Genomic DNA, 13,708 nt, shown 5'->3' with positions numbered 1-13,708 from the left:
GCGCGCGAGAAAACGGCCGTCGCCGGCCGAGCTTGTCAACTTGACAATGTCGTCAGGTTACTTTGTCAACTTTGTCAACGTGTCACGCCACATCCGTCACCTCAACGAGCGCGGCCTCGTCCTTGCGAATCGAGAGCTCGTACCCACGCACCGTTATCTCGATTGGGTCGCCCAGCGGCGCGACCTTGCGCACGTGGACGGCAGTCCCCTTGGTGAGTCCCATGTCCATGATGCGACGCTTGAGGGCACCGGCCCCCAAAAGCTTGGACACAACGGCACTCTCCCCCACCTTCACGTCCTTAAGAGTTGGCATGCGCCTTCCTTTCTTCCCTGCTCAAAAGCGACGGTTACTTTTGAGCGCTAGAGCGACACGGTGATACGGCTGGCCATGGATCGGTTGAGTGCGAGGCGGGCACCCTTCACGCTCACGATGACGTCGCCCGCGGCACGCGAGATGACCTTGACCTCAGAGCCTTCGACAAAGCCCAGCTCGGCGAGATGCTGTCTCAGCTCCGCGTCCCCGCGGATGCCGGCGACGTGAGCCTTCTCGTCGGGGCCGACCATCGCCAACGGCAACTGGGCGGATGATGCCATGAGGCCTCCTTCGGTGTTAGCTTTAGTTGACTTGCCCATGAGTACTATAGGACTTACTTCTATGAAGGCAAGTGCCGTTCGCCGATTGAGTTACATGCGGGAAACTTTACTCCGATGGGGCCACCCTCTTGCCGCGCATGCAAAACCAGAGGCGCTTGCGGCGTCACCGGTAACGCCCGCCGAGTCGAGCGTTCCCCCGCCGACGCCGAGGGGAAGATCTTGCCCAAGGACGTAGGAGGGAGCGGCATGGGCAAAGACCTGGACGACTTCACGGTGACCGGAGAGAAGGGCTTCAAGCTGGAAGACTTCCCGACCACCCTGAGGGTGGACCCGGAGAAGAGGCCCGAATACGAGCTTCGGCTCGCCGAGAACAAGGCTCGCATCGAGGAACTGCAGGACCGGCTCTACGCGGAGGCGCGCGAGAGCGTCATCGTGATCTTGCAGGCAATGGACGCTGCGGGCAAGGACTCGACCATTCGCCACGTCTTGGGTGGCGTCAACCCCACGGGCATCGACGTGCGAAGCTTCAAGCAGCCCACGAGCGTGGACCGCGCGCACGGCTTTCTCTGGCGGAGCTTTGGAGCGCTGCCGGAACGCGGCAAGATCGCGGTCTTCAACCGCTCCTACTACGAGGAGTGCCTGGTCGTGCGCGTCCACGGACTCTGGCGCGACTATCAGCTGCCCCGTCGCTGCACGGAGATGAGCGAGAGGCGCTACTTCGAGGAGCGCTTCGAGGACATCCGCGGCTTCGAGCGCTATCTGTGGCGCACCGGCAACCGCATCGTGAAGATCTTCCTCAACGTGAGCGCGGACAAGCAGCGCGAGCGCTTCCTCGAGCGCATCGACGACGAGGCCAAGAACTGGAAGTTCTCCGAGAGCGACCTCTCGGAGCGCATGGAATGGGACGAGTATCAGAGCGCCTACGAGGACATGATCGCCGGAACCGCCACCGGGAAGGCCCCCTGGTACGTGATCCCGGCTGATCAGAAGTGGGTCGCGCGCGTCCTGGTCTCGGAGGCGATCCTGGATGTGCTCGAGAAGATAGACCCGTGCTATCCCGAGCTCCCCCGCAGGGCGCGCGAGCGACTCGCCGACTGCCGACGCGCGCTCACGGACGGCCCCGCGGCGGACGTGGACCACGACGACTAGCTGCTCGGGCCCAGGCGCAGGCTCGGGCACAGACTCAGGCTCGGGCTCGGGCGCAGACGCGCGCCGGAGCCCGATCACCCCGTGTTCTGCAGGCCGGCCGCCACGCCGGAGACGGTGCAGAGGATGAGATAGGTGAGCCGCTCGCGCTCCTCCGGTGTGAGGTCGCCCGAGCGCAGGCGGCGCAGGGCGAGCGCCTGGGTCACGGAGAGGACGTTCACGAAGGGCAGGCGCATGCGGATCACCGGGCCGAGCACGCGACGGTGCTGCAGCGGCCACTCGTCCCCCACGATGGCGAGCACCCAGCGGCGCGTGAGCTCCATCTCCTCGAGCACCTTCGTCGCAAGGTCGTCGCGGTCGCCGAGCGCGAGGTAGAGCCGCGCGATGCGCTCGTCGACCTTTGAGAGCGACATCTCGACGTTGTCGACGAAGGTGGTGAACAGCGGCCACTCCGCGTAGGCGGCGCGCAGGCGCTCGAGATCCCCCACCCGCTCGCACGCGCTGCCCAGGCCGTACCATGCGGCCAGGTTCACGCGCGCCTGGCTCCACGAGAAGATCCACGGGATGGTGCGCAGGTCGTCAAGGGACTTTGCGCCGAGCCCGCGCTTGGCGGGGCGACTGCCGATGGGCATGAGGCCCACCTCGGTGAGCGGCGTCACCGTGGAGAACCACTCGGCGAAGCCCTCGGTGTGCAGCAGGTCGAGATAGCGCTCGCGCGAGGCGGCGTCGAGCTCGGCCGCGAGCGCGGCGTACTTCTCGGTGGTCTCTGTGTTGACCCACTCGATCGAGGGAGCGGACTGAAGCAGCGTGGCGCCCACGACCGACTCCACGTGGCGCCGCGCCAGCGTAGGGTCGCCGTAGCGGGCGAAGATGACCTCTCCCTGCTCGGTGAGCTTGAAGCAGCAGTTGACCGACCCCTTTGGCTGGGAGAGCACCGCGCGGTTTGCCGGGCCTCCCCCGCGCCCGACCGCGCCGCCGCGGCCGTGCATGAGCACGAGGTCGATGCCGTTCTCGTCCGCCCAGCGCGCGATCGCCTCCTGCGTGGCGTGCAGCACGAGCGTGGCCGAGGTGGGGCCGGCGTCCTTGGAGGAGTCCGAGTAGCCGAGCATGACCTCGAGGCGCCGGCCGGTCTGGTCGAGGCGGCGCTGGACCTCGGGCAGGGCGATCATCGCATCGAGGGTGGACACGGCGTTCTCAAGGTCCTCGACCTGCTCGAAGAGCGGGATGACGTCGAGCACCGGGACGTCCACCTCGTGCGCGAAGGCGAGGTGGGCCAGGCGGTAGACGTTGGCCACGTCCTCGGCGGACTTGGTGAACGAGATGATGTAGCGGCGCGCCGCGTCCACGCCGCTCTTGCGCTGGATCTGCGCGATGGCGCGGAAGGTGTCGAGCACCTCGCGGGTCATGGGCTCGAGCTCGCCGCGCTCGCCCCAGCGGCCGTGCTCCTCGATGTCGGCGAGTGCACGGCGGTGCACGAGCGAGTGCTGGCGGAACTCCATCTCCACGAGGTGGAAGCCGAAGGTCTGCGCCTGCCAGATGAGGCGCTGCACGGGGCCGTAGGCAGTGCGGACCGCCCCGGAGCGCGCGAGGGAGGACTGGACGACGCGCAGGTCGGCGATGTAGTCGTCGGCGCACGCGTACATCACGTCCGCAGTGCGCTCGATCGTGGCGCGCAGGCGCTCGGCGATGACGAGCATGGCCGCGCGGTGCAGCTCGCTCGCGGAGATGCCCAGCGCGCGGGCCGTGAGCGCCTCGCTCATCTCGACCTGGTGGCTCCAGAGGTTCACGAGCGCGTCCGAGGGCGGCGTGGAGATCGCGTCGAGCGTGAGGTTGCGGCCGCAGGTCTCCGTTGCCTCGGCGAGCCGCTCGAGCACGTGGCGGCGGAACTTCTCGGCCACCTGGCGGCTCACCTTGGCGGTGACGTTGGGGTTGCCGTCGCGGTCCGAGCCGATCCAGCTGCCCGGGTGGAAGAAGGCCGGGCACACGGGCGGAACGGTGCCCGCCTTCTCGCCGAGCTCCCAGTCATCGAAGCGCCGGTAGACGTCCGGCACCATGTCAAAGAGGGTGCTGTCGAAGATGTCGACGATGGTGTCGGCCTCCTCGACGGGAGTGGGCTTCTTGTGAGCGATCGGCGAGGTGCGGAAGAGCGCATCGATCTCCTGCAGAAGCCTGCGCTCGTTCTCGGCCAGGGCCACGCCCGAGAGGCCGTCGCGCGCGGCGAGCAGCTCGGCGATGCGGCGGATCTTGCCCTCGACCGCGCGGCGGCGCGCCTCGGTGGGGTGCGCGGTGAAGACCGGGCGGAACTCCAGGCGCTGCAGCAGGGCGATGGCCCGGCCGCGCCCGCACTCGTCCACGAGCTGGCGATACGCTACGGTGATGTCGTTGATGGGGTCGGCGGGCTCGGCGGTGTCCACCGCCGCCTCGCGGGCCCGCAGCGACCCGACGCGATAGTTCTCCTCGCAGATGTTGGCGAGGTGGAAGTAGGCCACGAAGGCGCGCATCAGCAGCGTGGTCGAGCGCTCGTCGAGCCCGTCGATGATGCGCTCGAGCTCGGAGAAGGCCGCGCGCTCGTCGTCGGTCTCGGAGGCCTCGTCGGCGCTCGCGCGAACGGCGTCGGCGAGAAGGACGTCGAAGGTGGCGCGCAGCGACGGGTCGAACTCCTCGAGTACCTTGCGCACGAGGCGCAAGAACAGCGCCATGTTGTCGGCGATGCTCTCGGGGACGTTGAGGGCGGGGATAATAGCCGATTCACGATCGGCGGTCAGGTTCTTCTCGGCCAACGTTGCTCCTTGTACGGGTGTGCGGTCGACTTCTAGAAGATACCCCGCGAGCCTGCCTTCGACCAAGACCCCACGGACAAGAAACGCATAGTTCACGTACGTCGGCGGGACGCGTCCGGCGAGACGGCTGGACTACAATGCTTGGGTGCACCTTTGGAGGGAGACTGCCCCTATGCCCGAGAACCCGCTCAAGCGCCTCATGAACCGTCGCGTGGTCGCCGCTGTCCGGCCTGCAAGCCGCTCCGCCAAGACGCCGCGCTACGGCGTGGAGACCCGCAGGCGCCGCGAGCGAAAGCCGCGGGCAGACCGACAGCCCGGCCCGCTCGCGCGCGTGGTGAACGACTGGTGGAACCGCCTGATCGGCGCCGTCTTTGGCGGCAAGTTCTCCGAGCAGACCGAGCAGTACCTCGCCCACCAGACCACGCGCGACTACGTGTGCAACACCGCCGGCCAGGCCGCCTGGGGCATGCTCTTCCCGGTGCTCACGATGGTCGCCACCTGGCTCGTGGGCGCCGAGCAGGCCGGCCTTTTCTCCATGGCCTTCACCGTGGGAACGCTCCTTTTGTTCCTGGCCAACTACGGCGTGCGCACCTACCAGGTCTCCGACCTCGACGAGATGCGCTCCTTCCTGGACTACCAGATCCAGCGCTTTCTCACCTGCGCCGCCATGCTGCTCGTGGGGTGGCTGTGGTGCCGCTTCCGCGGCTATGACGCGCAGATGTTTGCCGTCTGCATGGGCGTGCTCGCCTTTCGCGCGGTGGACGGCCTGGCCGACGTCTACGAGGGGCGCCTGCAGCAGAAGGACAAGCTCTATCTGGCGGGACTCTCGCAGGCCGCGCGCTGCGTGCTCGGCCTCGTGGCGTTCTCGGTGATCTTGTTCCTCACGCGGAGCCTGCCCGTGGCGAGCTTTGCCATGGCGGTGGGCGGCGTGGCGTCGCTTCTGCTGCTCACGGTGCCGCTCGCCTTCTTTGAGACCGAGAAGAGCCTCCCGGCCACGGCCCGCGGCATCCGTGACCTCTTCGTGGAGTGCTTCCCGCTGTTTTTGGCGCTGTTCCTCTACAACCTCATCGACTCGGTGCCCAAGTTCGCGATGGAGGGCGCCCTCTCCTATGACAACCAGCTCTACTACAACGCGCTCTACTTCCCCGCGCACTCGATCCTCATGGTGGCGGGCTTCATCTACAAGCCTCAGCTCGTGCGCCTGGCGCGCATCTGGGACGACCCCGAGAAGCACCGTCGCTTCGACCTCGTGGTACTCGCGATGGTGGGTGTGATCGCGCTGATCACCGGGGCGATGGCGCTGTTCATGGCCTGGCTCGGCATACCCCTGATGAGCCTCATGTACGGGCTGGACTTCGAGCAGTTCCGCGGGCTCGCGCTCGTGATGGTGGGCACGGGCGGCGTCTGCGCGTGCATCGACTTTCTCTACCAGATCGTCACCGTGCTGCGCGCGCAGGGCGAGGTGTCGAGGCTCTACCTGATCGCGTTTGCCTTTGCGGTGCCGGTGTCGATGCTGCTCGTGAACTTCGCGGGGCTGGCGGGCGCCGTGGTGGGCTCGCTCGTCTCGATGGCGATCCTGCTCGTGCTGCTGGTCATGGAGTACTGCGCCATTCGCCGGCGCATGAGCCGGGGCTACTAGCGCCGCGCGCCCTTCGCGGGGCGCTTGCGCACGGAGTAGCCAAACGTCCCGATGCGCCGCCCCAGCTCGAAGTACTCGCCGTGGCTGTACGCGGTGAGACCGGCGCGGGCCAGGTCGAGTCGGCCGCGGTCGTCGAGCAGCGCGTCCTCGACCTGCACGGCCGTGACGTCGGCCAGGAACAGGTGGTGGCTCCCCAGCTCCAGCACGTCACGCACGCGGCACTCGATGCTCACCGGCGACTCCTCGATGGCGGGCGCCAGCTCGAGCGTCGTTGCCGGAGCGGGCGTGAGGCAGCACTCCGCCCACTTGTCAAAGTCGCGCCCGGAGCGCACGCCGCACCAGTCGCAGGCGCGCTGCAGCCGCGCGGTCACGAGGTTCACCACGAACTCACCGGACTCGCGCACGATGTGGTAGCTGTGGCGCTCCGGCCGCAGCGAGATGGAGAGCATCGGCGGGTTGGTGCAGACGGTCCCCGCCCACGCCACCGTGACGATGTCCTTCTCGCCCGCCGCGTTTGCGCAGCTCACCATCACCGCGGGCAGCGGGTAGAGCATGTTGCCGCCCGCCCAGGTCTGCTTTGCCATGTGTCCTCCAATCGGGGCCGTCATGGCAAAGTGTATCTGAGCCGACCCCGCACGTCGCGCAATCTGATGGGGAATTCCCCACTGGAATGCGCGACGTGTGGGGTCGGCCAAAGTACCTCACGACAGCGAAGCCAGCTGCCCGCCCAGACGTGTCCCCAGCCAGACCGCGGCGAGGCACGTGCTAACGTTGAGCAGAACGTTTGCCGCCGCGCCGGGGAGGTTTCCCGCCTCGGCCATCTGCAGCGTCTCGTTGGAGAAGGTCGAGAACGTGGAGAGGCCGCCGCAGAGCCCCACCGTGAGGGCGAGCCGCGCGGGCTCGGGCAGCGGCGAGACCGCGTGCGCCCCGCTGATCAGGCCAATGACCAGGCCCGCGGCCACGTTGGCCACGAAGGTCCCCGCCGGGAGCCCCGGCAGCCACGCCGAGAGCATGCGGCCCAGGCCCCAGCGTGCGACGCTGCCGACGGCGCCTCCCGTTGCGACGGCAATCAGCTCAAGCATGGAAGGTTTCCTCCCTTGGTGGCCCCGGCAGTGAGGGTATGTACACCCCACCGCTCCAGGGCATTTGCATTTCCGCAGGTCAAAGGCTTGGCGAGAAGAACGGGCGGGTCGGAGAAGCGTACATACCCTCCGGGGTGAGCCGGAGGCGGGGCCGGGCCAACCGAAGCCGAAGCCCCGGCCCCACCCCACCCTAGTCCAGCTCCTTCGCGCCGGTCCAGAGCTGCCAGTACTCGCCGCGCTGCGCGAGCAGCTCCTCGTGCGTGCCGCGCTCTACGATCCGCCCGCGCTCGAGCACCATGATGGCATCGGCGTTGCGCACCGTCGAGAGCCGGTGCGCGATCACAAAGACCGTGCGCCCCGCCATGAGCGAGTCCATGCCGCGCTGGATGAGCGCCTCGGTGCGCGTGTCGATGCTCGAGGTGGCCTCGTCGAGGATGAGCACCGGCGGGTCCGCCACCGCGGCGCGCGCGATGGCGAGCAGCTGCCGCTGCCCCTGGGAGAGGTTGGCGCCGTCGGCCACCACCGGCGTGTCGTAGCCGCGCGGCAGGCGGCTGATGAAGCCGTCGGCGTTGGCCACGCGCGCCGCCGCGCGGACCTCCTCGTCGGTGGCGTCGAGCTTGCCGAAGCGGATGTTGTCCGCGATGGTCCCCGCAAAGAGGTGGGTGTCCTGCAGCACGATGCCCAGAGAGCGCCGCAGGGAAGCCTTCTCGATGTCCCGCACGTCGATGCCGTCGTAGGTGATCACGCCGGAGCGCGTCTCGTAGAAGCGGTTGATGAGGTTGGTGATGGTGGTCTTGCCCGCGCCCGTGGACCCCACGAAGGCGATCTTCTGCCCCGGCTTGGCGTAGAGCGTGAGCCCCGCCAGCACGGTCTGCCCCTCCTCGTAGCCAAAGTCCACGTCGTAGAAGCGCACGTCGCCCTGGAGCGGCACGTGCTCGCCGCAGATCTTCCAGGCCCAGCCGGCCGCGCCCGCCGCCATGCGCGCGGCCTCGACGTCGTCCGCGTGCTCGAGGACCACCTCGCCCTCGTCCACCTCGGGCTCGAGCTCCATCACGGCGAAGATGCGCTCCGCGCCAGCAAGGGCGGTGAGCAGGAAGTTGCCCTGCTGGGTGAACTGGTTGATCGGCGCCACCGCCTGCCGCACGAAGACGAGGTAGCTCGCGAGCGAGCCCACGTCCATCGTCCCCGCAAGCGCCAGCAGCGCGCCCACGATGGTCACAATGGCGTAGTTGACGTAGCCCACGCACACCGTCACGGGCACCATCGTGGAGGCGTAGGCCTGCGCGGAGGTGCCCGCCTCGCGCAGCCGCTCGTTGAGCTCGCGGAATCGCGCGAGGTTCGCCGCCTCGTGGTTGAAGACCTTGACGACCTTCTGGCCCGAGATCATCTCCTCCACGTAGCCGTCGAGCCCGCCGAGCTCCGCCTGCTGGCGCGAGAAGAACCTGCTGCTGCGCCCGCCCGAGAACCGCACGTAGAGCGCAATCGCGAGGTCGCACGCCACGGTGATGAGCGTGAGGCGCCAGTCCAGCACGAAGAGCAGCGTGAGCGTGCCCACGATCTGCACCGCGGCCTGCACGAGGTTGGCAAAGCTGTTGTTGAGCGCCTCGGAGACGGTGTCCACGTCGTTGGTGAAGTAGCTCATCACGTCGCCGTGGCGCGTGCGGTCGAAGAAGGAGAGCGGGAGCCGCTCGATGTGGGCGAAGAGGTCACGCCGGATGTCAAAGACCACCTTCTGCGCGGCGCGCACCATCGTCTGGGTGTATCCCGCCGCCGAGGCCACACCGGCCACGTAGATGACCGCCGTGAGGGCCACCAGGCGCGTGAAGCCCTCCACGTCCCCGGCGCCCACGGCGTTGACCACGGGCTTGATCATGAACGTCCCCACGAGGTTGGCGAGGCCCGCCACGCAGACAAGCACCGCCACCACGAGCAGGCGCCAGCTGGCATGGCGCATGTAGCCGAGCAGGCGACGCAGGGTGGAGAGCAGGTTCTTGGGCCGCGCGGGCGCGGCGGTCTGGCGCGCGGGCATCTTAGGCCACCTCCCCGCTGATCCCAGAGCCTATCTGGGACTCGTAGATCTCCTGGTAGATGTTGTCGCGGGCGAGAAGCTCGTCGTGCGTGCCCACCGCGTGGACGCGCCCGTCGTCGAGCACCACGATGAGGTCGGAGTCCATGACCGAGGCCACGCGCTGCGCGATCACGATCTTGGTCACGCCCGTGAGCCGCGCGAGATTGGCGCGGATCTGGGCGTCCGTGGCCATGTCCACCGCGCTCGTCGAGTCGTCAAAGATGAGCACCCGCGGGTGCTTGAGCAGGGCGCGTGCGATGCACAGGCGCTGGCGCTGCCCGCCCGAGACGCCCGCCCCGCCCTGACCGAGGTCGCCGTCGAGCCCGCCGATCCGGTCCAGGAACTCGTCGGCGCAGGCGAGCCGGCACGCCTCGAGCATCTGCCCGTCGGTGGCCGCCGGATCGCCCCAGGCGAGGTTCTCGCGCACCGTGCCCGAGAAGAGCACGTTCTTCTGCAGCACAACGCCCACCGCGTCGCGCAGGGCGGCGAGGTCGTAGGCGCGCACGTCATGGCCGCCCACGCTCACGGAGCCTGAGGTCGCGTCGTAGAGACGCGCGATGAGCTGCACGAGCGTGGTCTTGCCCGAGCCCGTCCCGCCGAGGACCCCCACGGTCGAGCCGGCCGGCAGGTCGAGGCAGATGTCCTCGAGCACGTCCTTCTCGGCATCGCTCGCGTACTTGAAGCTCACGTGGTCAAACCGGACCGAGCCGTCCGGCACCTCCGCGAGCGCGCCCTGCAGGGAGGCGATGGTGGGTCGCTCGTCCAGGACCTCGCCCACGCGCTCGATGCTCGTCACGGCGCGCGCGAGCAGCAAAAACACGTTGGAGATCATCATGAGCGAGTTGACGATCTGCAGGACGTAGCTCATGAAGCCGGTGAAGGTGCCCACCTGCAGCGTCCCGGCCAGGATCATCTGTCCGCCAAACCAGAGGATGCCCACGCAGGTGGTGTACATCGTGCCCTGGAAGATGGGCGTGTTGAGCACGGCGGTGCGGAAGGTGTGCGTGGCGGTGGAGGCGAGCTTGCCGTTGACGGCCTCGAAGCGCTCGGCCACGTGGCCCTCGCGCACGTACGCCTTGATCACGCGGATGGCGGCCAGGTCCTCCTGGAGGGCGTCGTTCAACTGGTCCATCGTGCCCTGGAGCACCCGGTAGAGCGGCCCCACGCGCCGCACCACGAGAAACATCGCCACGGCGAGCACCGGCATGACCACGAAGAAGACCACCGCGAGCTCGGCGGACATGACCGCCGCAAAGAGGAGGCCCATCACCAGGATCACGGGACCGCGCACGAGCGGCCGGGTGCCCGAGACCAGGGCGTTCTGGATCACGGTGACGTCCGTGGTGAGGCGCGTCACGAGCGAGGAGCTCTCGAAGTCGTCCAGGTTGGCAAAGGAGAACTCCTGCACGTGGGCGTACTCAGCCTCGCGCAGCCGCGCCCCCAGCCCCATGGCGGCACGGGCCGAGAAGCGCGCGTAGAGAAAGCCCAGCGCGAGCGAGAAGAACGCGAGGACCAGCATGAGGCCGCCGTTGACGACGACGGCGTCGAGGTCGCCCGTGAGGATGCCGTCATCGACCACGTTTGCCATGAGCATGGGGATGACGAGCTCGAGCGAGGTCTCCACGGCCACGCAGAGCACGGCCACGAGGAAGTCCTTCCGGTACGGACCCAGGTAGCGGGCGATGAGGCGCACCCCGTCCATCAGCGCACCTCCCGTCCGTCGACCGCACACCAGAGGTTGGCCCGGGCGCGGGCGAGCAGGTCGGCGAAGGCGGCACGCTCCTCCGGCGCAAAGCCCGCGAGCATGACCTCCTGCTCGGCGGCGCAAACCTCGTCCCAGGCGGCCGCCGCGGCGCGGCCGGCCTCCGTGAGCTCGGCCACCTTGGTGCGACGGTCGCGCCCGGGCGCAGAGGTCACGAAGCCCGCGCGCTCGAGCGCGTCGAGCATGCGGGAGACCGCGCCGGGGTCGCACTCGAAGAACGCCGCGAGCTCGCGCTGGCTCGAGGGCCCGTGGACAGCCAGGTAGACGAGCAGCTTGGGCTGGCCGGGGCCGAGGCCCAGCTCGTCGACCTTGGGGCGCAGGTAGGTGCGCTGCGCGTGGAAGGCGCGCATGAGGCGCATGTGGAAGTCCTCGAGCGAGGCCCCCGGACTCACGGGATCTGCCATCACGACTCCTTGACGTGTCAACTGTTGCCGTCACAAGGATACGCCGATTGGTTGACAAGTCAAGGTTCTTCTCGCTTGTGGCTCCGCGGGGCCCCGCGCGCCCCCTTTCGAGGGTGTGTACACCATCCGATTTCGGACGGTCAACGTTTCCGCAGGTCACCGGCTTGCCGAGAAGAACGGCACAGCCGCAACCGTGTACATACCCTCGGGGGCCACGAAAACGGCCCGCCCCCGCACGCGGCGAGGACGGGCCCGGCACTCTGTTAATTGGGGACTGTCCCCAATTTACAGAAGACGCAGGGAGACCTCCTTGAGCTGCTTGCCGGAGACCTCGCTCGGGGCGTCGGACATGAGGTCGGAGCCCGAGGACGTCTTGGGGAAGGCCATGACGTCGCGGATGGAGTCCTCGCCGGCCAGCAGCATGCACACGCGGTCGAGGCCGAGCGCAAAGCCGCCCATGGGGGGCGCGCCGTACTCGAGGGCGTCCATGAGGAAGCCAAACTGCGCACGGGCGCTCTCGATCGAGAAGCCCATGAGCTCGAGCATGTCAAGCTGCATCTGCGAGTTGTGGATGCGCATGCCGCCGCCGCCCGCCTCGCAGCCGTCCATGACGAAGTCGTAGGTGGCCGAGCCGATGGACAGCGGGTCCGCCTTGATCTTCTCCACGTCGGGCTCGGTGGGCAGGGTGAAGGGCTGGTGCTCGGCCTCGTAGCGCTTGGCCTCGTCGTCCCAGTGGAAGAGCGGGAAGTTGACCACCCAGAGGAAGTCGTGGCCCTCGCGCTTCACGCCGAGCGCGTTGGCCATGTGCAGGCGCATGCCGCCGAGGATCTCGTCGGCGCCCTTGCGGTCGGCCACGGCAAACATCACGAGGTCGCCGAGCTCCACGCCCATCTCCTCGCGCAGCGCCGCCATCTCCTCGTCAGAGAAGAACTTGACGATCGGGCTGTTCACGGAGCCGTCCTCGCGGAAGGCGATCCAGGCGAGGCCCTTGGCGCCAAACTCGGCGGCGACGTTGGCCAGCTTGTCGATCTGCGCGCGCGGCCAGGCGCCGGCGCCCTTGGCGTTGATGGCCTTGACGTACTGGCCCTCCGTGGCCGCCGCGCTCGCGAAGAGCTTGAACTTGGAGGCCGAGAAGATCGACGTCACGTCGTGGAGCTCCATGCCAAAGCGGGTGTCGGGCTTGTCGGAGCCGTAGGTGTCCATCGCGTCCCAGTAGTCCAGGCGGCGCAGGGGCGTGGGCATCTCGACGCCCATGCGACCGAAGGCGTCGGCCAGCACGTCCTCGAGCTCGCCCATGACGTCGTCCTGCGTGACAAAGCTCATCTCGATGTCCACCTGCGTGAACTCGGGCTGGCGGTCGGCGCGCAGGTCCTCGTCGCGGAAGCACTTGGCGACCTGGTAGTAGCGCTCCACGCCGCCAACCATGAGCAGCTGCTTCAGGAGCTGCGGGGACTGCGGCAGGGCGTAGAAGTGGCCGGGCTGGGTGCGGGACGGCACGAGGAAGTCACGGGCGCCCTCGGGCGTGGACTTGAAGAGCGCGGGGGTCTCGACCTCCATGAAGTCGCGGCCGTGCAGCGCCTCGCGCAGGGCGAAGGTGAAGTCGGAGCGGAGCTTCAGGTTGGCCATCATGCGCGGGCGGCGCAGGTCGAGGTAGCGGTAGCGCAGGCGCACGTCCTCGGAGGTGTCCACGTGGTCCTCGATCTGGAAGGGCGGCGTCTTGGAGGAGTTGAGCACCTCGATGCTGTCAATGAGAACCTCGACGTCGCCGGTGGAGAGCTTGGGGTTCTCCATGCCCTCGGGGCGCTCGCGCACCACGCCGGTGACCTTGATCGGCCACTCGGAGCGGATGGTCTCTGCCGCGTGGAACGCCTCGCCGCCGGAGTGCTCGGGGTCAAAGGAGACCTGCGTCACGCCGTCGCGGTCGCGCAGGTCCACGAAGATGAGGCCGCCGTGGTCGCGGCGGTGCCAGACCCAGCCGGTCAGCGTGACCGTCTGGCCGATGTGGTCGCGGCGCAGCTCGCCGCAGGTGTGGGTGTGCATGGTGTGGTTGTCCATGGGCAACGTGCCTTTCTTCCCTGCCGCCCCGTGTCGTACGGGCGGCGACCGACGGAGGGCGGCGACGTGGCGTAGACAGCGCAGCGTCGCGCGCGTGGCGATTGTACTACGGGGACGTGCGCGGCGCGCGTACGGAAAGCATTCGGAAACCTCGGGGGTGGTGGGGCAAGAGGGGCGG

11 protein-coding genes are annotated in these 13,708 nt (G+C 68.3%); 2 read left to right on the top strand and 9 right to left on the bottom strand.

Annotation, left to right across the window (positions count from 1 at the left end; translation table 11 throughout):
- Positions 1 to 82 precede the first annotated feature (82 nt).
- Positions 83 to 313: a ferrous iron transport protein A gene (locus B5F85_RS02235; RefSeq protein WP_087313985.1), complete on the bottom strand. Its 231-nt coding sequence runs from the start codon at positions 311 to 313 to the stop codon at positions 83 to 85.
- Between the two features lie 47 nt (positions 314 to 360).
- Positions 361 to 594, bottom strand: a complete 234-nt coding sequence (locus tag B5F85_RS02230; protein WP_087313983.1) for a FeoA family protein — start codon at positions 592 to 594, stop codon at positions 361 to 363.
- A gap of 246 nt (positions 595 to 840) precedes the next feature.
- Between B5F85_RS02230 and B5F85_RS02225 the strand changes: the two genes are divergently transcribed.
- Positions 841 to 1,743 (top strand): PPK2 family polyphosphate kinase, encoded by a 903-nt coding sequence (locus B5F85_RS02225; protein WP_087313981.1) that lies wholly within the window; start codon positions 841 to 843, stop codon positions 1,741 to 1,743.
- A 74-nt stretch (positions 1,744 to 1,817) separates the two neighbouring features.
- Here B5F85_RS02225 and B5F85_RS02220 read toward each other — a convergent pair whose 3' ends face one another.
- A complete protein-coding gene (locus B5F85_RS02220; protein WP_239386598.1) occupies positions 1,818 to 4,520 on the bottom strand; it encodes a phosphoenolpyruvate carboxylase in 2,703 nt (900 codons plus the stop codon).
- 172 nt (positions 4,521 to 4,692) lie between these two features.
- Between B5F85_RS02220 and B5F85_RS02215 the strand changes: the two genes are divergently transcribed.
- Positions 4,693 to 6,159: a lipopolysaccharide biosynthesis protein gene (locus tag B5F85_RS02215; RefSeq protein ID WP_239386596.1), complete on the top strand. Its 1,467-nt coding sequence runs from the start codon at positions 4,693 to 4,695 to the stop codon at positions 6,157 to 6,159.
- On the opposite strand, the gene B5F85_RS02210 is transcribed toward B5F85_RS02215, so the two are convergent.
- The 6 genes from B5F85_RS02210 to aspS all read right to left on the bottom strand — a co-directional run bounded on the left by B5F85_RS02210 (position 6,156) and on the right by aspS (position 13,530).
- On the bottom strand, positions 6,156 to 6,743 hold the full coding sequence (locus B5F85_RS02210) for a flavin reductase family protein (RefSeq protein WP_087313977.1): 588 nt from the start codon (positions 6,741 to 6,743) through the stop codon (positions 6,156 to 6,158). The two genes, B5F85_RS02215 and B5F85_RS02210, sit on opposite strands and share 4 nt — an antisense overlap.
- Positions 6,744 to 6,860: 117 nt before the next feature.
- Positions 6,861 to 7,241: a fluoride efflux transporter CrcB gene (gene crcB, locus B5F85_RS02205; protein WP_087313975.1), complete on the bottom strand. Its 381-nt coding sequence runs from the start codon at positions 7,239 to 7,241 to the stop codon at positions 6,861 to 6,863.
- Positions 7,242 to 7,431: 190 nt separating this feature from the next.
- The gene (locus B5F85_RS02200) at positions 7,432 to 9,270 is read right to left on the bottom strand and encodes an ABC transporter ATP-binding protein (protein WP_087313973.1); all 1,839 of its coding nucleotides are present in this window, start codon (positions 9,268 to 9,270) and stop codon (positions 7,432 to 7,434) included.
- A gap of 1 nt (position 9,271) precedes the next feature.
- Positions 9,272 to 11,011, bottom strand: coding sequence for an ABC transporter ATP-binding protein (locus tag B5F85_RS02195; protein ID WP_087313971.1), 1,740 nt, complete (start codon positions 11,009 to 11,011; stop codon positions 9,272 to 9,274).
- Entirely contained in the window at positions 11,011 to 11,475 is a 465-nt protein-coding gene (locus tag B5F85_RS02190) for a MarR family transcriptional regulator (protein WP_204204607.1), read from the bottom strand. The genes B5F85_RS02195 and B5F85_RS02190 overlap by 1 nt, the downstream gene beginning before the upstream one ends.
- 285 nt (positions 11,476 to 11,760) lie before the next feature.
- Positions 11,761 to 13,530, bottom strand: coding sequence for an aspartate--tRNA ligase (aspS, locus tag B5F85_RS02185; protein WP_087313969.1), 1,770 nt, complete (start codon positions 13,528 to 13,530; stop codon positions 11,761 to 11,763).
- Positions 13,531 to 13,708: the final 178 nt, after the last annotated feature.

This window comes from Olsenella sp. An293 (genome assembly GCF_002159495.1).
Taxonomy (GTDB): Bacteria; Actinomycetota; Coriobacteriia; order Coriobacteriales; family Atopobiaceae; genus Thermophilibacter.
Note: the sequence above shows the minus strand (reverse complement) of the source record. Positions and strands in the feature narration are given on the sequence as shown.

What these genes read in the sequence shown, in the direction of transcription:
- B5F85_RS02235 (WP_087313985.1), bottom strand. Translation starts at nt 313, where the DNA reads ATGCCAACTCTTAAGGACGTGAAGGTGGGGGAGAGTGCCGTTGTGTCC.
- B5F85_RS02230 (WP_087313983.1), bottom strand. Translation starts at nt 594, where the DNA reads ATGGCATCATCCGCCCAGTTGCCGTTGGCGATGGTCGGCCCCGACGAG.
- B5F85_RS02225 (WP_087313981.1), top strand. Translation starts at nt 841, where the DNA reads ATGGGCAAAGACCTGGACGACTTCACGGTGACCGGAGAGAAGGGCTTC.
- B5F85_RS02215 (WP_239386596.1), top strand. Translation starts at nt 4,693, where the DNA reads ATGCCCGAGAACCCGCTCAAGCGCCTCATGAACCGTCGCGTGGTCGCC.
- B5F85_RS02210 (WP_087313977.1), bottom strand. Translation starts at nt 6,743, where the DNA reads ATGGCAAAGCAGACCTGGGCGGGCGGCAACATGCTCTACCCGCTGCCC.
- crcB (WP_087313975.1), bottom strand. Translation starts at nt 7,241, where the DNA reads ATGCTTGAGCTGATTGCCGTCGCAACGGGAGGCGCCGTCGGCAGCGTC.
- B5F85_RS02200 (WP_087313973.1), bottom strand. Translation starts at nt 9,270, where the DNA reads ATGCCCGCGCGCCAGACCGCCGCGCCCGCGCGGCCCAAGAACCTGCTC.
- B5F85_RS02195 (WP_087313971.1), bottom strand. Translation starts at nt 11,011, where the DNA reads ATGGACGGGGTGCGCCTCATCGCCCGCTACCTGGGTCCGTACCGGAAG.
- B5F85_RS02190 (WP_204204607.1), bottom strand. Translation starts at nt 11,475, where the DNA reads ATGGCAGATCCCGTGAGTCCGGGGGCCTCGCTCGAGGACTTCCACATG.
- aspS (WP_087313969.1), bottom strand. Translation starts at nt 13,530, where the DNA reads ATGGACAACCACACCATGCACACCCACACCTGCGGCGAGCTGCGCCGC.